Genomic DNA, 21,036 nt, shown 5'->3' with positions numbered 1-21,036 from the left:
TCGATCCACCTTTGCGCTGCGGATCATCCGCGCCGGGCAGGACGACCCCTCAGACGTTCGGAGACTGCATGGCGGCCCGCCGCCCCAACACCACGCTTTCCTTCGCCGAGCTCGGCGTTCCCCAGGCCCTCACCGCGGTGCTCGCGGACCAGGGCATCAGCACCCCGTTCCCGATCCAGACGGCGACCCTGCCGGACTCGCTGGCCGGGCGGGACGTGCTCGGCCGTGGCCGCACCGGCTCCGGCAAGACCTACGCCTTCCTGCTGCCGGTGCTGTCCAGGCTGGCCGCCAGCGGCACGCCCCGGCGGCCGGGCAGGCCGCGCGCGCTCATCCTCGCGCCGACCCGCGAGCTCGCCGGTCAGATCACCGAGTCCCTCGCCCCGCTGGCCAAGGCGTTGCGTTTGCGCACGCTGACCGTCTTCGGCGGGGTGGCCGCGCGCCCGCAGATCAACGCGCTGCGCAACGGCGTGGACATCCTGGTGGCCTGCCCCGGCAGGCTCGCCGACCACATGGGCGAGGGTCACGCCAACCTGGACGCGGTGGAGGTCACCGTGCTGGACGAGGCCGACCACATGGCCGACCTCGGCTTCCTGCCGGTGGTGCGCAAGCTGCTGGACACCACGCCCAAGGGCGGTCAGCGGCTGCTGTTCTCGGCCACCCTGGACAGCGGGGTGGACACCCTGGTCCGCCGCTACCTCAGCAACCCGGTCACGCACAGCGTCGACTCGGCGCAGTCGCCGGTGGACGCGATGACCCACCACGTGCTGCAGGTCCGCGCCGAGCACCGGCTGCCGGTGTTGGCCGACCTGACCGCGGCTCCCGGCCGCACCGTGGTGTTCACCCGCACCAAGCGCGGGGCGACCAAGCTGACCAAGCAGCTCATCGCCTCGGGCGTGCCCGCGGTCGAGCTGCACGGCAACCTGGGCCAGTCCGCGCGCACCCGCAACCTGGGCGCCTTCGCCGAGGGCCGGGTGCGCACGCTGGTGGCCACCGACATCGCCGCCCGCGGCATCCACGTGGACGACGTCACGCTGGTCGTGCACGCCGATCCGCCCATGGAGCACAAGGCATACCTGCACCGCTCGGGCCGCACCGCCCGCGCGGGCGCCGAGGGCACGGTGGTCACGCTGATGACCGCCGACCAGGCCGCCGACGTGCGCGACCTGACCCGCAAGGCCGGGATCAAGCCGCGGCTGACCCACGTGACGCCGGAGCACCCGCTGCTGGCTGAGCTGGCCGTCGGCGAGCGCAGCTACGTCACGCCGCCGGTGCCGTCCGCGGTCGCCGACACGGCGCGGAACCCCGCGCGCCGCAACGGTTCCGGCCGCGGTCGCTCGGGCTCGCGCGCCGGTTCCGGCGAGCGCGGTGTTTCCGGTGAGCGCGCCGGCGCCGAGCGCGGTGGTTCCCGGCGCGGTGGTTCCGGCCAGCGTGCCGGTTCGGCGGCCAAGCCGCGCACGCGGGCCGGCAAGGAAGCCGACACCGCCGCGCGGCCGCCCGCGCCTACTGGGAGCGCGGCGACGTTCTCCTCGCGCAGCAGGGCAGGCAGCCGCCGCGGCGGCCGCTGAGCGCACTGCCGCTGAGTCCTTTGTGGACAGCTAGATCCGGTTGAGGACGTCCAGGATGCCCTGGACGACCTCCTCCGGCTGGTCCATGGTCAGCCAGCTGTGGCCGGCCTCGGCCAGCACGCGGTGCTCGCCGCGCGGTGCGGCGGCGGACAGCGCCTGGTACATCGCCAGTTTGCGCTCGCCCTGCACCCGCAGCAGTTCCTCGGACAGGAACAGCCGCTGGCCGGGGTCGATGCCGTTGGCGGTGAACAGCAGGTACGGCACGTCCGGGATCGGCCCGCCGCGGCGCAGCTCGGCGAACACCGCGGCCAGGTTGGACCGCTCGGCCGCGCCGATCCGCATCCAGTCCAGGCTCAGCTGCGCTTCGATCATCGGCTCGCGCACCGCCTCGGGCCAGTCGGCCAGCTTCGCGGTGATCAGCTCGCGGAACCGCTGGACGGTCTCCGGCGGCAGGTCGGGCATGGGCGCGTCCGCGGCCCCGTGCTGGACGCGCAGCTCGGGCGGCATGTAGTCGTCCCAGTCCTCGTGCGCGCCCTCCAGCGACACCAGCGCGGCCACCTGGTCCGGGTAGCGCTGGGCGAACCGGCGGGCGTAGACCCCGCCGAGGGAGTGCGCGACCAGCACGTACGGTCCGCGCACATCGGTGGCCCACAACAGCCCGCGCAGCTCGTCGGCGACCTCGGCCGCGCTGCGCGGCAACGGGATCCGCTCGCTGTAGCCGGTGCCCGCCCGGTCGTAGAGCACGCTGGTGGTGTGCTCGGCGATCCGGTCGTGGATGTTGAGGTAGTGCAGGCCGACCATGCTCGCGCCGGGCAGGAACACCACCGGCGGACCGCCTTTCCCGGACCGGTGCGTGTAGAGCGTCCGCTCGCCCACCCGCACGTGCTCGCCCAGCGGCGGCGCGGTTACCTGGGTCATCTCGATTTCCCCTCTCCCGGTTTGATGCGCTTGCCTCAGCTGAACTGCTCGGCCAGGGTTTCCAGGTCCAGCGGCGTCGGCTTCAGGCGGTAGCCGACCGGTGGCTGGACGCCGAGCAGGTGCCGGACGAAGTGGTCCCACAGCCGCCGGGCCAGGTAGTGCTCGTAGCCGAGGAACATGTGCTCGGCGCCCGGCACGATCACCAGCTCGAAGTCCTTGTCCTCGGCGATCAACCGGTCGACCAGGCGCAGGGTGTGGTGCGGGTGCACGTTGTCGTCGGAACCGCCGTGGATCAGCAGCAGCTCGCCGGTCAGCCGGTCGGCGATCTCCACGTTGGAGCTGCGGGCGTAGGTCTGCTCGTCGTAGGGCCCGTCGAAGCTCTCGCCCCAGACCTGCGAGTAGTAGCGGTTGTCCTGCATGCCGTTGATCGCCACCCCTGCCCGGTAGAACTCGGGGTGCGCGCACATCGCCCGGACCGTGGCGTACCCGCCGCCGGAGATGCCGCAGACCCCGACCCGGTCCAGGTCCAGCCACGGCCGGGTCGCCGCCAGCTCACGGATCGCGGCCAGGTGGTCGGCCAGCCCGCCCGCATCGCCGAGCCTGCCGTAGGAGTGGTCGTGGAAGGCCCTGCCCCGGCCCGGGGTGCCCCGCCCGTCCACCGCGACCACCACAAAACCGAGCGCGGTCAGCGAGGCCACGTGCATGTCCAGGCCCATCGGCCCGAAGGCCGGCTCGACCCTGGTGACCTGCGGCCCCGGGTACACGCTGTCGATCACCGGGTACCGCTTGGCCGGGTCGAAGTCGCGCGGCCGGTACAGCACGCCGTAGATCGGGGTGTGCCCGTCCGCGGCCGTGGCCCGGAACCGCTCCGGCACCGTCCACCCGGCCGCCCAGGACGTGGTCAGGTCGCCCCGCTCCAGCTCGACGAGCACCCGCCCGGTCCAGTCCCGCACGGTGGTCACCGGCGGCAGCTCCACCGTGGAGGCCGAGTCGAGGAAGTAGCCGCCGTGCTCGGGCACGGTGACCACGTGGTCCAGCTCGTCCGCGGTGACCAGGGCGAACCCGGTCCCGTCCAGCCCCGCCCGGCACACCGACCGCCGGTACGGATCGGCCTCGACCAGCCCCGCGGCGAGGAAGTACACCACCTCGGCGTCCTCGTCGACGTGCAGGATCCGCCGCACCTCCCAGTCCCCCGAGGTCACCCGGCCCAGCAGTTGCCCGGCCCGGTCGTAGCGGTACAGGTGTCCCCTGCCGTCCCGCTCGGAGTACCAGAGCAGCTCCGCCCCGCCCCGGACCAGCCGGACCAGCGGCGGGTCGAAGGGCAGCGGCGCGACCTGCACCCGGGTCTCCCCCGTCTCGCGGACCACGGTCTCCACCGCCCCGGTCGCCGGGTCGACCCGGTGCAGTGACAAGGCCCGCAGGTCCCTCGGCTGGCTGAGGTAGTAGACCGCCCCGTCCGCCGCCCACCAGGCCGCCCCGGAGGCCACCGGCGAGATCAACGGCATCGGCAGCGGCTCGCCCCGCCCCCGCACCACCTCGCCGGTGGCCACCTCCAGCACCACCAGCTCGGCCATCGGGATGTGCTCGTCCCCCGGGTAGGCGGACCGCTGGCTGAACAGCCGCGGCGCGCCACCGTCGGCAGGCATCGCCTGGACCAGGTGGGTCTGCCGGACCTCGCGCACGTCGACCCGGTTGGTCAGCACCCTGGCCGAGTCCGGCGACCAGGCCACCGTGGGCGGCGGGGTCACCCCGAACCTGGCCAGCAACGTGCCGGGCCCGAATCCGGAGGCGCCGTAGTCGTGGTCGGCCACCCCGTCGGTGGTCAGCGGCCACTCCCGGCCGTCGGCCATCGATCGCGCCCACAGGTCGTGCCCGCGGCGGAACACGGCGAGCTTGCCGTCCGGCGACGGCACCGCGGGCTCGGCGGCGGCTCCGGTGTCGGCGGCGGCCGCGGTCTCAGTGGCGACGCCGGTCTCAGCGGCGGCTCCGGTCTCGGCTGCGGCTCCGGTCTCGGCTGCGGTCCCGGGCTCAGCGGCGGTCCCGGGCTCGGCCGCCGTCCCGAGTGCCGGGGCGGGTTCGGGCTGGCAGGTGTAGTCGCCCAGGTCGCAGCGCCAGCGCTGCCCGAAGGCCGCGAACGCCACCGTGCCCGCGCCCGGCTCGATCGCCCGGAACGGCAGCTCACCGGCGTCGACCTGCTGCCCAGCCGCCTCGGCGAGCGCCGCCGCCAGCCGGGCGTGGTCGAAGGCCGGTTCCCTGGTGCCGGCCACCGGGTCGACGAGCACGAACCGCCCGTCGACCCGGTACCAGAACCGGGCTCCGTCATCGAGCCAGCGCGGCCGGATCCTGGTCTCGCCCATCAGCGCGGATCTGGTGTGCGACAACAGGTTCTCCGCCGCCGCGTACACGGTGGCAGGAATCCGGTCAGCCATGTGCGATCTCCCCAGTCTTGGTTTTGTACGTATGAATATACGCATACACCAGGACCGGGTTCAACCACGGCTGACTGGGCTGGTGTCAGTTCCAGGTCTGGCCTGCGGGCTGGCGGATGGTGCCGTTGAGGCGGTTCCAGACGTTGATCAGGGCGATTGAGGTGATCAGGGCGGCCAGGGCGGGTTCGTCGTAGTGCTTGGCGACCTCGTGCCAGACCTCGTCCGGGACCTGGTCGGCGCGGTCGCTGAAGCGGGTCATGCACTCGGCCAGGTCCAGGGCGGCGCGTTCGGCGTCGGTGAAGTACGGGGTGTCGCGCCAGGCGGCTACCGCGAAGAGGCGTTCGTCGGTCTCTCCTTCCTTCTTCATCATGCGGGAGTGCATGTCCACGCACACGCCGCAGCCGTTGATCTGGCTGGCGCGCAGCTGCACCAGTTGGTGGGTCTTGCTGGGCACTCCGTCGTGCTCGGTCGCCTTGCCCAGGGCCTGCAGGCTCTTCATCACCTCGGGCAGCAGGTAGACCGGGTGGGCCATGCGAGCGGACATGGTGTTCTCCTTGTTGTCACATCCAGGGGTGCTGCTCCGTCAGCGGTATGACGGACCCCGGCGAAGGAATGTGACCGATGGACGAACACGATCTGCTCGCGGCCCGGTTCGAGGAGAACCGGGGCCACCTGCTGGCAGTGGCCTTCCGCGTGCTCGGCTCGCGCGCCGAAGCCGAGGACGCGGTGCAGGAGACCTGGTTCCGGCTCAGCCGGGCCGATGCCGGGCAGGTGGACAACCTCACCGGCTGGCTGACCACCGTGGTGGGCCGGGTGTGCCTGGACATGCTGCGGTCCAAGCGGTCCCGGCGCGAGGAGCTGCACGGGTCGTACGCGCCCGAGCTGCCCGACGGGACTGATGGGCCGGAGCAGGAAGCGGTGCTCGCGGACTCTGTTGGTGTTGCGCTCCTTGTCGTGTTGGAGACGCTCGCGCCCGCCGAGCGGCTCGCCTTCGTGTTGCACGACCTCTTCGGTGTCGCCTTCGACGAGATCGCGCCCATCGTCGGTCGCTCGGTCGCGGCCACCCGGCAGCTGGCCAGCCGCGCCCGCCGCCGGGTGCGGGGTGCGCCGGCCGAGCTGGAACCGGACCAGCACCGGCAGCGCGCCGTGGTGGAGGCGTTCCTGGCCGCCTCCCGTAACGGCGACCTGGCGGCACTGCTCGCGGTGCTCGATCCCGATGTCGAGCTCCGCGCCGACCAGCTGGCCGTCGCCGGGGCCTCGGCCAACGCGGGCATCGGTGCACCGCCACTGGCAGCCGAGCTGCGGGGCGCCGAGGTGATCGCGCGGACCTTCGCCGGACGGGCCACCGTGGTCCGGCCGGCACTGCTCGACGGCGTGGTGGGCGCGGTGCTGCCCAGGGGCGATCAGGCCCTGGTGGCGTTCGCGTTCACCGTTGTCGACGATCGGATCGTCGGCATCGACGTCGTGGCCGACCCGGAGCGACTCGGGCGGCTGGAAGTGACGCTACTCGGGTGATGGGGGTGCGGGAGGCCGTCAGGGGGGACCTCTTCGTCCCTGGGACGGGGAGGTCCTGACTGGGGTGCGCGGGCGGGGCTGACCGGCCCCCGGGTCTCGGGGCCGAGGGAAATCGGGGGCCGGTCGCGCGCGGTCCGGGCGACTCCCTGGTGAGGGGTTCCGGGCGCCCGGGGCAGCGGAGTCAACGCTAGTTCGCGCGCCAATACCACCGCTAACGTCGATCCGGGCCTGCTACCTGCGAAAACGAGTCCCGTTTACCGGTGACCGGCAAGGCCGAAGTGGCGTGTCCGCGGGGGTCCGGATGGCTGCCCTTGCTTGACAGCGAATAGGTCTAGACCACAAGCTCGGAGCGCTCGCCGCCGCCACCGCACGAGCTGCTGGAGGACTTTCCGGTGTCCCATCCGCGTACCCGTCTGCTGGCCATGTCGTCCGGACTGCTCCTGCTCTCCGGCCTCCTGACACCCCCCTCGGCGAGCGCGGCGGCGCAGCTGTCCGCGAGCTTCGCCACCACCGGGACCTGGGACTCCGGGTTCGGCGCGCAGTACACCATCCGCAACACCGGTGACGCCGCCGCCAGCGGCTGGGAGCTGGTGTTCGACCTGCCCGCCAACGTCCGGGTGAGGAGTCTGTGGAACGGGCAGCACTCGGTGTCCGGCAACCGGAACACCGTGCGGGCGCTGTCCTGGAACGGCGTCATCGGCGCGGGCCAGAGCGTGACCGTGGGCTTCAACGGCAGCTTCACCGGCGCGTTCGGCGGGCCGGTCGGCTGCACGATCAACGGCGCGCCGTGCGCGGGCGGGCCGGTGGACACCCAGGCGCCGAGTGTGCCGGGTGGGTTGCGGGTGGCCTCGAGCAGCGCGAGCAGTCTGACGCTGGCCTGGAACGCGGCCACGGACAATGTGGGGGTGACGGGGTACCGGGTGTACGAGGGCTCGGCCGTGGTCGCGACCAGCACCGGCGCGGAGGCGGTGATTTCGGGACTGGCGCCGGAAAGCACGCACACCTACGCGGTGACCGCGGTCGATGCGGCGGGCAACGAGTCCGCGCGCAGCCAGGCCGTCACCGGCAGCACGCAGGCCGACGGCAGCGCGCCCAAGAGCGGCATCGTCGGCGCGTACTACGCGGGCTGGACCGGGTTCCCGGTGTCGCGGATCCCGGCGCAGAAGCTGACCCACCTGTACTACGCCTTCGGTTCGGTGCAGGGCGGGCGGTGCCAGGCGCCCAGTGCCGCCGCGCTGAACCACTTCGCCGAGCTGCGCGCGCTCCAGCAGCGGCACCCGTACCTCAACGTGATCATCTCGCTGGGCGGCTGGGGCGCGGACGGGTTCTCCGACGGGGCGCTGACCGCGGCCTCCCGTGCCGCCTTCGTCAGCTCCTGCGTCGAGCTCTACCTCAAGCAGCACAAGGACGTCTTCGACGGCATCGACATCGACTGGGAGTTCCCGGTCTCCGGCGGCATCATCACCAAGCGGCCGGAGGACAAGCGCAACGCCACCCTGCTGTTCCAGGAGTTCCGCAGGCAGATCGACGCCACCGGCACCGCGCAGGGCCGCAGGCTCCAGTTGATCGCGGCCACGCCGGTCGGGCGGTTCCAGGACGACGGGCCCTACGACGTGGCGGAGAGCTTCGAGCTGGCCGAGGTGGCCTCCGCACTCGACTTCTACAACGTGATGACCTACGACATGGGCACCGGCTACTCGCCGATCTCGATGTTCAACGCGCCGATGCGGGCCGCCGCCGAGGACCCGACCGCGGAGCCGATGAAGGGCGGCAACAACGTGGTCGGCGGCATCGAGCACTACCTGCGGCACGGGGTGCCCAAGGACAAGATGGTGCTGGGCACGCCGTTCTACTCCCGCGGCTTCACCAGCAGCGACCCGCAGGCCGATGCCAAGAAGGGGCTTTTTGTGCCCTACACCGGCACCATCAACGCGCCGCAGTGGAAGACGATCAAGGCCGAGTACCTGAACAACCCGGCCTGGCAACAGCTCCGGCACGCCACCGCGCAGGCGCCCTACCTGTACAACGCCGCCACCAACACCTTCATCAGCTACGAGGACCCGGCCTCCATCGCGGTGAAGGCGGCCTACGCCAAGCAGACCGGGCTGCGCGGCACGTTCATGTGGGAGCTCTCCGACGACGACGCCCAGCACAGCCTGCTCAACGCGATGGCCGATCCCTTCCTCGGCTAGGGGCGGTCCAGCACGCGGTAGTGGTAGCTGCTGACCGTGCTGAACCCGGCACTGGCGTACAGCCGCTGGGCGACGGTGTTGTCCACCATCACCTGGAGAAACGCGTGGGTCGCTCCCCGGTCCGCTGCCCAGCGCAGCAGGCCGGCGAGCACCGCGCGGGCCAGGCCCTTGCCGCGGGCGGCCGGGTCGACCCACATGCCGAAGATGCCCACCCAGTCCCGCACCAGCGCGCCCCGGACCAGGGCCTGGCCGTCCAGCTCGGCATACCCGCCCGGCACCGCGGCCAGGATCTGCTGGGTGATGAACCGGCTCGCCGGGTCGGTCTGGCCGTTCTGCGCCCAGTACAGGTCCAGCCAGCTCTCCGTCGGTTCCCCGGTGACCACCGGGTGCCGGGTCTGCTCGCCGAGGGCGGCCAGCGCCTCGGGGATGGCCGCGGTCTGGCCGTGGACCGGGCTGACCACCCGGTAGCCGCGGGCGGCGAGCAGCTCGTCCAGGTCAGCCGGCCTGCTGTCCGGGCTGACCTGGAACACGCTGGGCTGGCCGAGCCGGGCGTAGTGCCGTTCGACCTCGGCCAGCGCGGCCTCGACATCGGCCGGTTCGCCCTCGGCCAGCACCGAGTTGGCCCGGTTGGTCACGCCGCCCGCGCTGCGCAGCAGCCAGCCGTCCACCTCGCGGACGTGCAGGCCCGGCCATGCGGCTGACGCGAGCCGCCCGAACGAGATCGACTGAGTATGCATAAGAATGTATCTTTATTCATCCGCAACTCGGGTGCAACCGACTTTCCCCGGCCTTCCGTCCTTGCGGTTGGGACGAGGAGAAGAGGAGTTCGGATGGGTCCGCTCTGCCGAGCCGGCGCCGGGGTGTTCGCGGTCACGGCCGCCCTGGTCCTCGGCTCATGCGGCGCGCGGCCCCAGGCCGGTTCCCCGCCCTCGCCCACCGCAAGTGGTTCGCCCAGTACGCAGGTCAGTAGCGAGTCGCCAGTGCGCAAGCTCGATGAGGCGCAACGCCAGCAGGTGGCCAAGGCCCGTCAGGAGGGCCGGAAGACCATGCTGCTCATGGTGTTCACCGAACCCGGGGCGACCGACAAGGTCACCAAGGGGCTACGCGAACTCGGAGCGACTGTGGAGGTCAGTGACGGTGCGGTCGGATATCTGCGGGTCGATGTGCCCCTCGACGCCGTGGAACGAGCCGCCGCGCTGCCCTCCGTCACCTCAGTGGAACTGGATCGGCTGATCCCGCGAGACGACCCCACACCGGGAGTGCAGCCCGGTGTGGGGCCGTCGTGATCAGCCGGTTCACCCGCTGACGGCGCGCACCTCCACGCCGCCGACCGCGGCCACGCCCTCGGCGGTGGTGCGCACCCGCAGCTCCCCGCGCAGCTCGCGCCCCTCGGTGAGGCCGCTGCGCGCGATCACCAGTCCCGGCGCTGTCCACTGGCTGCCGGTCTCCCGCAGCCGGTCCTCGTCGGTCACCTCGACCACGCCCAGCGAGGGCGCGGCGTAGCGGTCCAGGTAGTCGTATTCGGTGCTGCCGCCGGGAATCGCGTAGCCGTCGACCACCGCCCGCCAGCGCCCGGCCCTGGGGTTGTCGATGGTCACCTCCTCCGCCGCGCTGGACCCGGCGCTCTGGCCCGCCTGCACGCAGTCGCCGCTGGAGCAGTCGAAGACCACCAGGTCCAGGTCCGTGCCGGGGTCGGCCGGGTTGCCGGTGCGCACGGTCAGCGAGGTGGCGCCCTCGGGCACGGTGAGCTCGTGGCTCTGCTGGGCTCCGGTGGCGATGGTGGGCCGCAGTGGGCGGGCGCTGCCCATCGGCCCGCCGGTCAGCCGCCCGGTGAACGGGGCCATCGTGCTGTGCAGCCGGTACTCCCTGGCCTGCGGTGCGCCGCGGGTCACCGAGGTCAGCACGTCCGGATCCGGCTGGACCTTGATCGCCAGCGCGGCCGCGGTCACGGTGAACGGCGCGGTGAGCGCGTCGGAGGTGCGCCGGGCGTCCACCACGATCTCCCAGACCCCCGGCATCGGTGACAGCACGGTGCGGCTGGCCGGTGCGCCGGTGGGGCAGCCGCCGCCGGCGTCGGGCTGGTAGCAGAGCACGGAACCGGTCTTCTCGTACGGCAGACCGGACGGGGTGAACGGCAGGAAGCGCAGCTGTCCCTGGCCGGGCGCGCCGCCACCGACCAGGTCGATCTTCAGCCCGGTCGTGCCCTCGGGCACCCTGACGAAGGTGGAGCGGGTGCCGTTGCGGCCGACCTCGCCGCTGCCGCCGGCGGTGAAACCGTTGGCAGCGCCCAGTTCCAGCGGCGCGAACACCGTGTTGAGGGTGACCAGGTCGACGCCGGGGGTGGCCGGGTTGTCGATGCGCAGCAAGGCCGAATGCGCGCCCGCGGTGCGCGGGGTGATCGTCACGTCCAGCCGCACCGGCTCGTTCAGCGGCAGCCGGATGCCGCTGGCCGAGCTGAAGGTGCCGTCGTCGCCGACCCACTGCACCCGGTGCCAGGCGCGGTTGGCCGTGCCGGTGGTGCGGGTCAGCGTGTAGGTGCGGGTGTAGGTCTGGCCGACGGAAACGCCCTCGCGGTCGTGGATGCCGGCGCCCACATGGGGTTTGGCCAGCTCGCCGGAGAGGACGGTCCGCACCGGCACCTCGGCGGTGATCTTCTCCGGGGCCGGACCTCGTTGCAGGGCACGGAAAGCGGCCGGCACGTCGAGCAGGCCGACACCTTGTTCATACGCGCCCAGGTTCGGCAGGAACTTCGCGGTGGAGTAGATCGCGTTGCGCAGCGCGGCCGGATCGGGCCGGGAGCCGTGCCGCGCCTTGTGCGCGCCGATCAGCAGGGCCGCGCCGCCGGTGGCCTGCGGGGCGGCCATCGAGGTGCCGTTGAGCATCGCGTACCCGGTGGGCAGCGGGTAGGTGCCAGGGATCGGCGAGGGCTCTTGCCATTGCGGCACCGTGGATATCGCCGCGCCGGGGGCGATGATGTTCGGCTTGAAGCCGCCGTCCTCGGCCGGTCCGCGCGAGGAGTAGGAGTGCAGGCCCTGCTGGACCGGTGTCACCGAACCGTAGTTGCTCAGCCAGGTCTCGGCGGTGATCGAGGAGCCGACGGTCACCGCGTCCACGGTCGCGCCTGGCTCGCCAACGGTGTTCGCGCCCGCGCCGTCGTTGCCAGCCGAGATGACGAGCTGCATCTTGTACTCGGCGATGGTGCGGTTGTAGAGCGCGGCCACGGCATCGTCGCCGTTGTTGAGCGCGGGCAGCCCGCCGATGGAGATGTTGACGATGTCCGCGCCGTTGCGCGCGGCGTAGAGCACCCCGTCCAGCAAGCCGCTGTTGGTGCAGCCGGGACTGGCCAGGCAGGCCTTGACCGACATGAGCTGCGCGCCGGGGGCGGCACCGGCCATCGCCCCGCCGAAGAGCTTGTGCCCGGCCGCGATGCCGGCCACGTGCGAACCGTGCAGGCCGCCCGCCACCCCGATGTTCACATACGGCGTGGCCTGGCCGTCGTAGGTGGAGCGGTCGGTCTGCACCACGAAGGCGATCCGGTCCAGCACCGCGGTCTCCGGGCGGTCCGCGCCGAAGTGGCCGACGTCGTAGCCGACCTTGTAGTCGGTCATCGGCCGGTCGTTGGTGAAGTCGCGGTCGCCGTTGAGGTCCACCCTGACCTGCTTGCTCGCGGTGTCCTGCAACACGCCCCAGGAGTCCGTGCGGTCGCCGTCCCGGTTGAGGTCGCCGCCGACCTCGCTGTTCTTGGCGCCGAGGTCACCCGCGACCTCGGTGAGCAGGCCGAAGGAGAACGGGCCGCCCCCGGCCGGCGCCACCCAGTCCCGGTCCTGCTCGCGGAACCGTCCATTGTGGAGCTTCGTGGTCATCTCGACCCAGCCGCCGTCACCCGAGTCAGGGGCGTTCGCGTTGTGCCAGTCCACGATCTTGCGCTCGCCGGTGCTGGTTGTGGCCAGCGCCGGGTGGTCGAGGTCCACGCCGGAGTCCAGGATCGCGATCAGCACGCCGCGTCCGTCGGCGGGGAAGTCCGCCGCGCCGATGTCCCTGGTGGGCAGGTACGGGTTGGCGCGCGGGGTCAGCGGGCCGGGCGGCGACTGCGGCAGCGGCTGGTCCGCGCCCTGCGGCCGCGGGTCCTCCCGGTGCACCAGGTGCTCCACGTCCACGGCCTTGACCGAGGCCAGCGCCACGGCCCGCTCCGCCTGCGCGGCGGGCAGCTCGACCTTGAGGTAGCCCACCGCGGGCTCGGCCGCGCGCACCACCCCGCCCAGCTCGCGCAGCTCGGTCTCGGCCGCGCCCACGTGGCCCTGCTCGGCGGCGACCACCAGGGTCACCGTGGACTGCCCGGCGCCGCGCGCCTCGGCGATCCGGCCGCGGTCGGCCTTGTCCAGCTGTTTCACCGGCGGCGCGGCGGCCGCGGGCAGCGCGGCGAGTCCGGTCGCGGCCAGGACCGCGCTGACGAGCAGGAGCACCAGGCGAGGCGGTGTGGTCACGCTGGCACGGTATCCACAATGGACGGTCCCGGCGCTCCGAAGAGAACGACCCCGCCCGGGAGTGCAGCCCAGGCGGGGTCGTCCGATCATTCAGTTGGTCAGCCGGTCACGGCCTGGATCCGCACGGCGCCACGGCCGACGGTCACCTTGTCCGCGGTCTGCACCAGCAGGTCGCCCCGCAGGTGCCTGCCCTCCCCCGGCTGCCCGGCGACGGTGATGCTCGCCGGCGCGGTCCAGGTGGCCCCCGCGGCGCGGGTGGCGTCGGTGTCGGTCACCGCGATGCCGCCCAGCGCCGCCGAGACGAAGGAGTCCAGGTAGTCGTAGGCGGTGGTGCCCGCGGGCACCGAGTAGCCGTCGACCACCACGCGCCACTTGCCGGCGGCCGGGTTGGCGATGGTCACCGACTCCTCGGAGTCGCCGTCCGCGCTGGAACCGGCGTCCACGCAGCTGCCGCTGGTGCAGTTCTGCACCACCAGGTCCAGGTCGGCCGCGGCGTCGGCGGTGCTGCCGATGGTCGCGGTGAAGCTGCTCGCACCGGCGGGCACGGTGACGTCGTACTGCTGCACGGCCCCGTTGGCGATGCTCGGCCGGTCGGTCCTGGCGCTGGACAGGGTGCCGCCGACCAGCTTGCCGGTGAACCCGGCCAGCGAGTTGGTCACCGTGTACTGGCGCTGCACCGGCGTGCCCACCGCCGCGGTCGGGATCACGTCCGGGTTCGGGGTGATCTTGGTGCCCAGCACCTCGGCGCTGACCGAGAACGGCGCGAGCTTCACATCCGAGGTCCGGCGGGCCTCGATGATGATCTCCCACACGCCCGGCAGCGGGTTGGTGATGGTGCGGCTGGCCGGCGTGCCGCCAGAGCAGCCCGCGCCCGCGTCCGGGTTGTAGCAGTTGGTGGTCGAGGTGACGTCCTTCGGCACCCCGGTCGGGTCGAAGCGCAGGAAGCGCACCTGGCCCTTGCCTGCCGGGCCACCGGCGTTCAGGTCGATCTTGAGCGCGCTGGCGCCCTGCGGCACCCGGACGAACACCGACTTGGCCTGGTTGCGGCCGATCTCACCGGAGGCGGTCACCTTGTAGCCAGCGGCCGCGGTGAAGTCCTGGGCGGCGAAGACCGCGGCCAGGCCCTGGTGGTCGATGCCCGGCGTGGCCGGGTTGTCCAGCCGCAGCAGCGCCGAGTGCGCGCCCGCGGCCTTCGGGTTGACCTTGACCTCGAACTTCACCGGCGTGTTCAGCGGCAGCTGCACCGAGCGGGCCGAGGAGAAGGTGCCGTCGTTGCCCACCCAGTCCACCGAGAACCGGCGGTCGCCCGCCGCGCCGGAGGTCCGGGTCAGGGTGTAGGTCCTGGTGTAGGCCTTGCCGACGGTCACGCCCTCGCGGTCGTGGATGCCGACGCCGAAACCGGGCTTGGCCAGCTGGCCCTCCAGCGAGGTGTCCACCTCGACCTCGGTGCGCACCGTGTCGGTGGCCGGGCCGCGCTGCAGGGCGAAGAACGCGCCCCACACGTCGAACTTGCCCGCGCCCTGCTCGTAGGCGCCCAGGTTCGGCAGGAACTTGGCGCTGGAGTAGATCGCGGTGCGCAGCTGGGCCGGGGTGGGGCGCTGGCCGCCGTGGGTGGCCTTGTACGCGCTGAGCAGCAGCGCGGCCGCGCCGGTGGCCTGCGGGGAGGCCATCGAGGTGCCGTTGAACATCGAGTACCCGGCGGGCAGGGTGTAGGTGCCCGCGGTCGGGCCGGGCGCCTGCCAGAGCAGCGTGGTGGAGACCGCCGAGCCCGGGGCGATGATGTTCGGCTTGAAGCCGCCGTCCTCGGCCGGACCGCGCGAGGAGAACGGGTGCAGGCCCTCCTTGGCCGCGGCCTCCGAGCCGTAGTTGCTCAGCCAGGTCTCGGCGGTGATCGAGGAGCCCACGCTCACCGCGTCGGTGGCCACCGAGGGGTCGCCGACGGTGTTCGCGCCGGCGCCGCTGTTGCCGGCCGAGATGAAGATCTGCATCTTGTACTCGGCGATGGTGCGGTTGTAGAGCGCGGCACGGGCGTTGTTGCCGTCGTTGAGACCGGGCAGCCCGCCGATGGAGATGTTGATGACGTCCGCGCCGTTGCGCGCGGCGTAGAGCACGCCGTCGATCAGCCCGCTGGAGGTGCAGCCGGGGCTGGACAGGCAGGCCTTGATCGAGATCAGCTTCGCGCCCGGCGCGCCACCGGCGATGTTGCCGCCGAAGAGCTTGTTACCGGCCGCGATACCGGCCACGTGCGAACCGTGCGAGCCCGAGGCCATGCCCAGGTTGACGTACGGGGTGCCGCCGTTGTCGTAGATGGAGCGGTCGGTCTGCACCACGAAGGCCATCCGCTCGACCACGTCCTTGGTGGCCGGCTTGTCCGCGCCGAAGTGCTGGACGTCCTGCTTGACCTTGTAGTCGATCATCGACTTGTCGTTGGTGAAGTCACCGTCGCCGTTGAGGTCGACCCGGACCTCCTTGGTGGTGACGTCCTGCAGCACGCCCCAGGAGTCGGCGCGGTCGCCGTCCCGGTTGACGTCGCCGCCGATCTCGCTGCCCGCCGCGCCCAGGTCCTGCGCGGTCTCCTTGAACAGGCCGAAGGAGTACGGGCCACCGGTGGCCGGCGCGGTCCACTCGCGGCCGCCCTCGGTGAACTTGCCGGTGCGGCCGGTCTTGGTCATCGCGACCCAGGTGCCGTCGCCGGAGGTGGGCGAGTTCGCGGTGTACCAGTCCACGATCTTGCGCTCGCCGGTGCTGGTGGTGGCCAGCGCCGGGTGGTCCAGGTCGACGCCGGAGTCCAGGATCGCCACGGTGGTGCCGCGGCCGTCCCAGAACGGCAGCGTCTGCCCGAACTGCGCGGCGCCGATGTCACCGGTCGGCAGGTAGGGGTTGACCCGGGGGGTCTTGGCGTCGGGGGCCTTCTGCGGCAACGGCTGCACGGCGCCGTTGGGCTGCGGGCGCGGGTCGTCGACCGGGATGACCGCGTCGATGTCGATGGCGTCCACCGACTTCAGCTTCGCGGCCTGCTCGGCCTTCTCCCTCGGCACCGACACCTTGACGTAGTCCACCGACTTCTCGGTGGTCTCCACCTCGCCGCCGAGCGAGCGGAGCTCCTCGACGGCCTTGTCGGTGCGGCCCTTGCCCGCGGCCACCAGCAGGGTCACGCGCTGCTTGCCCTCGCGCGCGGCCTCGGCCAGCAGCTCACGGTCACGCTTGTCCAGTTGCTTGTCCGCCTGGGGCGGCTGCTGCGGCGCCGCGGCGGCCGGTGCGGCCAGGCCGAAGGCGGCGGTGCCCAGCGCTGCGGCCAGTACGGCCGCGGCAGGCGCACGCCAGCGGCGGGTGTTCGGGTTGGTCACGGCTGGTCCCTTCCTGGGAACGATGCCCAAGAGCAGAACCCGGCGACCAGCGAAGTTCAATGCCGCAAATGGCCCAGTCAATACTGTTCAATACAGTCCACTGTGGACGTTACCGGGGAGAGATAACGGTTGTGCGTCAAGACTTCCGCCGGAAACGGTTCAGACCTTGATTTCGCGCATCCGCTTGATCTCGTCGGTCTGGGTGGCGATGACGTCCTGGGCCATCTCCTCCACGAAGATGTCGTGCCCGGTGGCCAGCACGTCGTTGGCCATCTTCACCGCGCCCTCGTGGTGGGCGATCATCAGCCGCACGAACATCCGGTCGAACTCCGCGCCCCTGGCGTCCTTGAGCCGCACCATGTCCGCGAAGGAGGCCATACCGGGCATGGCGCTGCTGCCGGCGTGCCCGCCGTGCGCGCTGGGCACCGGCTTGTTGTGCCGCTTCAGGTAACCCTCCATGGCCTGGATCTCCGGGGCCTGCGCGCCCTCGATCCGGCCGGCCAGCCCGCGCACGTCCTGGTGCTGGGCGCGGTCGGCGACCAGCGCGGTCATCTCCAGCGCCTGCCGGTGATGCGGAATCATCATGGACACGTAGCTGAAGTCGGCATCACCGGGCGGCCGCTCGGCGATCGGCGGCATGCTGGACAGGGTCTTCGCGGACTCGCCCGGCTTGCCCGGTGCGATCACCGGCACCTGCTCGGTGGTCTCCGGCGGCGCACCCTGCGTGCCGTTGCCGGTACAGGCAGTGAGCGCCAGGGCGGCGAAGGCGGCAAGGACCCCGGATTTCAGCGGCAGACGGCTCACGAGCGGCGACGCTACCTGGGATGTCCGCCTGGTGGGAACCTGGAAAAACTGTGTGCAGCGGATGGCGAAAGGCTGTTTCCTTACCCAAACCTGACAGAGATACTGCACAGATCCAGCCGTCACGCGATGGGAGCTTTGAGGGTGGCGTCTACCCAACGCACAACGCGCCGAGTTTTGATGGTGCTGTCCGGGGCCGCGCTTGTCGCCGCCTCCACGTTCGCCGCCGCGCCTGCCGTGGCCGCCGAGCCGACCGACGGCATTCCCGGCGTTGACCAGATCGTCAGCAGCAAGAACCTGCGGCAGGTCGCGAACCTGCCCAAGTCCGGTCCGTTCGCGCCGGAGAACGCGCTCGGCACCGACATGGCCTTCCAGGGCGACTACGCCTTCGTGGGCAACTACAACGGCTTCGACATCTTCGACATCCGCCGTCCGGCGAAGCCGAAGCGCGTCGCCCAGGTGCTCTGCCCCGGTGGGCAGAACGACGTCTCGGTGCACGGGAACCTGCTCTTCCTGTCCACCGACTCCTCCCGCAGCAACGACTCCTGCGAGAACGTGAGCCAGCCGGCCACGGTCAAGGAGTCCTGGGAGGGTGTGAAGATCTTCGACATCAGCGATGTGCGCAACCCGAAGTACGTCGCCTCGGTGGAGAACGACTGCGGGTCGCACACGCACACCCTGGTGCCCGAAAAGGGCAACAAGAACGTGTACCTGTACAGCTCCTCCTACGCCCCGTCGGCGTCCTTCCCGGACTGCCAGCCGCCGCACGACAAGATCTCCATCGTGAAGGTGCCGCTGCGCGACCCGGCCTCGGCCAAGGTCATCTCCGCGCCGGTGCTGTTCCCGGACGGCGGCAACCCCGGGCAGAACCCGACCAACCCGGACCTGTCCGCGACCTCGGGCTGCCACGACATCACCGTCTACCCCAAGCTCGACCTGGCGGCGGGCGCGTGCATGGGTGACGGCATCCTCTTCGACATCTCCGACCGGGAGAAGCCGAGGGTGATCGAGCGGGTGCGCGATGACGTGAACTTCGCGTTCTGGCACTCCGCGACCTTCAACAACCGCGGCGACAAGGTCATCTTCACCGACGAGCTCGGCGGTGGCGGCGGCGCGACCTGCAACGCCAAGACCGGCGACAAGCGCGGTGCGAACGGCATCTACGACATCGTGGGCAAGGGCGACAAGCGCAAGCTGGTCTTCCGCAGCTACTTCAAGATCCCGCGTCCGCAGAAGGACACCGAGAACTGCGTCGCGCACAACGGCTCGCTGATCCCGGTTCCCGGCAAGGACATCATGGTCCAGGCCTGGTACCAGGGCGGCGTGTCGGTGTTCGACTTCACCGACTCCAGCAAGCCCAAGGAGATCGGTTTCTGGGAGCGCGGGCCGCTCTCGGACACCGAGCTGAAGACCGGCGGCTCCTGGTCGGCCTACTGGTACAACGGTTACATCTACTCCTCGGACATCCAGAAGGGCTTCGACGTGCTCCGGCTCGACGACTGGCGCACCGACTGGGCCAAGCTCCAGCACTTCGACGAGCTGAACGTGCAGACCCAGGGCCGTTACTTCGGCTGATGTCCTAACTCGACACACCCGGCGGGGGTGTCGCTTTCTTGCCAGTCGGCGAGGATGCGGCGCCCCCGTTTTCACGTCCGGGAACAGAAACCGATTGCCTGCCACAGCTTCTCTAAACCATCGCTGTTGCCGAATGTCGTCCCAGGAGCCTGTTCGGCGTAGCGTCCGGCAGCCAGGAGTTCCAGCCGCGCCGGGCTTCCGGTCGTGTGCTGCGGCCGTTCGGGTGGGGATCACCGAGACACCTGGACAGCCCACGCTCAGCTGCCGTCAAACCCCCTAGAGTGACGGCTGTACCGGAGGGGGTTCAAGGGGGTTGGAGTGGTAACTCGGCCAGAGGCCGCTGGCTGGCGGCCAGTGGCAGTTTCGCCCGGCGCGTCCTTGTCCCTCACTCGAAGTCGGCGGCGTGATCGGCCGACCTTGCGCGAGGTGGCGGCGGCGGCCGGGGTGGATGTGTCGACAGCCTCCCGGCTGTTGCGGGGTCAGGACACCGCCTATCGGGCGGAGACACGGCAGCGGGTGCTCGACGCCGCCGAAGCGCTCGGCTACCGGCCGAACGCGCAGGCGCGCGCCCTGCGCCTGCAACGACAACAGGCCATCGGGCTGCTCGTGCCGGACCTGGACAACTTCGGTTTCACGCAGATAATGCGTGGCGTCCAGGAGGTGGCGACCGAACAGGACTACACCCTGATGGTCGTCGAGGCGGGCAGTGGCGAGGGTGCGGGCAACGCCTACGACAAGCTCGGGCTCGAAGGCAAGGTGGACGGCGTGCTGGTGGCCTTCGCCAGCGTCGACGACCCGAACATCCAGGAGTGGGCCACCCGCGAGCACCTGCCCATGGTGCTCGTGCAGCGTGGCACCCCCGGCTATCCGGCCGCGGTGGTGATGGACGAGGTGCACAACGTCTCGATCATGGTCGATCACCTGGTGGAACTGGGGCACCGGCGGATCGGTCACGTGAGCGGACCGCTGCGCACCGACACGGGTCTGCGGCGGCGCCAGGGTTTCGCCGCGGCCATGCGGTCGCACGGGCTCACCGTGCGCCCGGAATGGATCTGCGACGGCAACTTCCACTGGCGGGGCGGCCACCAGGCGGCCCTGCACATCCTGGACGCGCCGGCCGCGCAACGGCCGACCGCGTTGGTGGTGGCGAACCTGCTGAGCGCGCTGGGCACCCTCAGCGCGGCCCGCGAGCTGGGTCTTTCGGTCCCGCACGACCTCAGCGTGATCGCCATCGACGAGCACATCGTCGCCGCGCACACCGATCCTCCGCTGACCGCGGTGAAGACACCGCAGCGCGAGCTGGGCCGAGCCTCGGCCCACATGCTGTTGCAGGTGCTCCAGGGACACCGGCCGAGCAAGCTGGTGCTCCCGACACCGCCGGAGCTGGTGGTGCGGGCCTCGACCGCACCGGCGCCCTCGGCGTAAGCAAGACCAGGCAGGACCAAGCAAGCGCGAACATTCGTGGGCGCCACCGGGTCAGGGTGGCGCCCACGTTTGTGCCGTCAGCCGCCTCAGTCCAGCGCGCCGTCGTAGTCCGGCAGCTTGAAGGTGCGCTCGGCGTGGCCGCCGACCAGGTCCCAGGTGTTGTTGCCGACGTTGGCCACGATGGTGTAGCCGAGCTTCTCGATCGAGATCCTGGCCTCGGTCTTGACCTTCTCGGTCGGGTCGAAGTTGAACCAGGGACGCAGGTAGAGGCCGTCCACCGGGTAGCCGACCCGCTTGAGGTTGTCCTCGGTGGGCAGGCCGAGCACGTACGGGCGGTTGGTCACGAAGAAGATCGCCGCGCCCTGTTCCCTGGCCCGCTTGGCCGCCTTGAGCACCGGCGGGATCGCCGGGGTGGGCACGCCGAAGTTGTAGGCGGTCTCCAGCGTGGTGTTGTCGATGTCGAAGACCACGGCCTTCTTGCCGCCGCCGGGCAGCCTGCCGTCCAGGTAGGTGGTGAGCTGGCCGGTCACCACGGTGACATCGCGGATCCAGGTCTCGTACGGGGGCTTGGCCGCCGCTGCCTCCGCGGGGGCGGCGGGCGCGGCCAGCGCCGCGGGCGTGCCCAGCCCCAGTGCCGCCACCGTGATCGCCCCGACCAGGGCACTCCGCAACCGCATGTCGCCTCCTCGGCAGTCCGCGCGCTGTCGTCACGCGCCGGTGAAGTGCAGCGAAGGCGCGTGACGACAGCGTGACCGCGAGGTTTACCGGTCGGTAGCACCGAACGG

The 21,036-nt window shown here is 71.3% G+C and carries 14 protein-coding genes; 6 read left to right on the top strand and 8 right to left on the bottom strand.

The window, feature by feature from the left end; genetic code table 11:
* Positions 1-68 precede the first annotated feature (68 nt).
* On the top strand, positions 69-1,565 hold the full coding sequence (locus tag N8J89_RS03155) for a DEAD/DEAH box helicase (RefSeq protein WP_283662854.1): 1,497 nt from the start codon (positions 69-71) through the stop codon (positions 1,563-1,565).
* 30 nt (positions 1,566-1,595) lie between these two features.
* Here the strand turns inward: N8J89_RS03155 and N8J89_RS03150 are convergent, their stop codons facing one another.
* The 3 genes from N8J89_RS03150 to N8J89_RS03140 all read right to left on the bottom strand — a co-directional run bounded on the left by N8J89_RS03150 (position 1,596) and on the right by N8J89_RS03140 (position 5,456).
* Positions 1,596-2,483 (bottom strand): alpha/beta fold hydrolase, encoded by an 888-nt coding sequence (locus tag N8J89_RS03150; protein WP_283662853.1) that lies wholly within the window; start codon positions 2,481-2,483, stop codon positions 1,596-1,598.
* Between the two features lie 35 nt (positions 2,484-2,518).
* Positions 2,519-4,912 carry a S9 family peptidase gene (locus tag N8J89_RS03145; protein ID WP_283662852.1) on the bottom strand — a complete coding sequence of 798 codons (2,394 nt, stop codon included), beginning with the start codon at positions 4,910-4,912 and terminating at the stop codon, positions 2,519-2,521.
* A gap of 85 nt (positions 4,913-4,997) precedes the next feature.
* Positions 4,998-5,456, bottom strand: a complete 459-nt coding sequence (locus N8J89_RS03140; RefSeq protein ID WP_283662851.1) for a carboxymuconolactone decarboxylase family protein — start codon at positions 5,454-5,456, stop codon at positions 4,998-5,000.
* 77 nt (positions 5,457-5,533) lie between these two features.
* Between N8J89_RS03140 and N8J89_RS03135 the strand changes: the two genes are divergently transcribed.
* Positions 5,534-6,427, top strand: coding sequence for a sigma-70 family RNA polymerase sigma factor (locus N8J89_RS03135; protein ID WP_283662850.1), 894 nt, complete (start codon positions 5,534-5,536; stop codon positions 6,425-6,427).
* Between the two features lie 392 nt (positions 6,428-6,819).
* Positions 6,820-8,619, top strand: coding sequence for a glycosyl hydrolase family 18 protein (locus N8J89_RS03130; RefSeq protein WP_283662849.1), 1,800 nt, complete (start codon positions 6,820-6,822; stop codon positions 8,617-8,619).
* Here the strand turns inward: N8J89_RS03130 and N8J89_RS03125 are convergent.
* Positions 8,616-9,356, bottom strand: a complete 741-nt coding sequence (locus N8J89_RS03125; protein WP_283662848.1) for a GNAT family N-acetyltransferase — start codon at positions 9,354-9,356, stop codon at positions 8,616-8,618. The two genes, N8J89_RS03130 and N8J89_RS03125, sit on opposite strands and share 4 nt — an antisense overlap.
* 243 nt (positions 9,357-9,599) lie before the next feature.
* Here N8J89_RS03125 and N8J89_RS03120 point away from each other — a divergent pair, with 243 nt between their 5' ends.
* Positions 9,600-9,905: a hypothetical protein gene (locus N8J89_RS03120; protein ID WP_252482437.1), complete on the top strand. Its 306-nt coding sequence runs from the start codon at positions 9,600-9,602 to the stop codon at positions 9,903-9,905.
* Positions 9,906-9,914: 9 nt separating this feature from the next.
* On the opposite strand, the gene N8J89_RS03115 is transcribed toward N8J89_RS03120, so the two are convergent.
* From N8J89_RS03115 to N8J89_RS03105, 3 genes are all read right to left on the bottom strand, one after another.
* A complete protein-coding gene (locus N8J89_RS03115; protein ID WP_283662847.1) occupies positions 9,915-13,103 on the bottom strand; it encodes a S8 family serine peptidase in 3,189 nt (1,062 codons plus the stop codon).
* Positions 13,104-13,201: 98 nt separating this feature from the next.
* Positions 13,202-16,450, bottom strand: coding sequence for a S8 family serine peptidase (locus N8J89_RS03110; RefSeq protein ID WP_283662846.1), 3,249 nt, complete (start codon positions 16,448-16,450; stop codon positions 13,202-13,204).
* 159 nt (positions 16,451-16,609) lie between these two features.
* Complete coding sequence (locus N8J89_RS03105; RefSeq protein ID WP_283662845.1) at positions 16,610-17,254, bottom strand: DUF305 domain-containing protein; 645 nt, start codon at positions 17,252-17,254, stop codon at positions 16,610-16,612.
* 177 nt (positions 17,255-17,431) lie between these two features.
* Between N8J89_RS03105 and N8J89_RS03100 the strand changes: the two genes are divergently transcribed.
* Positions 17,432-18,826: an LVIVD repeat-containing protein gene (locus N8J89_RS03100; RefSeq protein ID WP_283662844.1), complete on the top strand. Its 1,395-nt coding sequence runs from the start codon at positions 17,432-17,434 to the stop codon at positions 18,824-18,826.
* A gap of 318 nt (positions 18,827-19,144) precedes the next feature.
* On the top strand, positions 19,145-20,251 hold the full coding sequence (locus tag N8J89_RS03095) for a LacI family DNA-binding transcriptional regulator (RefSeq protein ID WP_349497440.1): 1,107 nt from the start codon (positions 19,145-19,147) through the stop codon (positions 20,249-20,251).
* 86 nt (positions 20,252-20,337) lie between these two features.
* Here the strand turns inward: N8J89_RS03095 and N8J89_RS03090 are convergent, their stop codons facing one another.
* Positions 20,338-20,928, bottom strand: a complete 591-nt coding sequence (locus tag N8J89_RS03090) for an HAD family acid phosphatase (protein WP_283662843.1) — start codon at positions 20,926-20,928, stop codon at positions 20,338-20,340.
* Positions 20,929-21,036: the final 108 nt, after the last annotated feature.

Source organism: Crossiella sp. CA-258035, assembly GCF_030064675.1.
GTDB lineage: Bacteria > Actinomycetota > Actinomycetes > Mycobacteriales > Pseudonocardiaceae > Crossiella.
This window is presented reverse-complemented; position numbering and strand designations above follow the sequence as displayed.

Bases quoted from the DNA above. Each gene is read 5' to 3' on its own strand.
- N8J89_RS03155 (WP_283662854.1), top strand. From the start codon at position 69: ATGGCGGCCCGCCGCCCCAACACCACGCTTTCCTTCGCCGAGCTCGGC.
- N8J89_RS03150 (WP_283662853.1), bottom strand. From the start codon at position 2,483: ATGACCCAGGTAACCGCGCCGCCGCTGGGCGAGCACGTGCGGGTGGGC.
- N8J89_RS03145 (WP_283662852.1), bottom strand. From the start codon at position 4,912: ATGGCTGACCGGATTCCTGCCACCGTGTACGCGGCGGCGGAGAACCTG.
- N8J89_RS03140 (WP_283662851.1), bottom strand. From the start codon at position 5,456: ATGTCCGCTCGCATGGCCCACCCGGTCTACCTGCTGCCCGAGGTGATG.
- N8J89_RS03135 (WP_283662850.1), top strand. From the start codon at position 5,534: ATGGACGAACACGATCTGCTCGCGGCCCGGTTCGAGGAGAACCGGGGC.
- N8J89_RS03125 (WP_283662848.1), bottom strand. From the start codon at position 9,356: ATGCATACTCAGTCGATCTCGTTCGGGCGGCTCGCGTCAGCCGCATGG.
- N8J89_RS03100 (WP_283662844.1), top strand. From the start codon at position 17,432: ATGGTGCTGTCCGGGGCCGCGCTTGTCGCCGCCTCCACGTTCGCCGCC.
- N8J89_RS03090 (WP_283662843.1), bottom strand. From the start codon at position 20,928: ATGCGGTTGCGGAGTGCCCTGGTCGGGGCGATCACGGTGGCGGCACTG.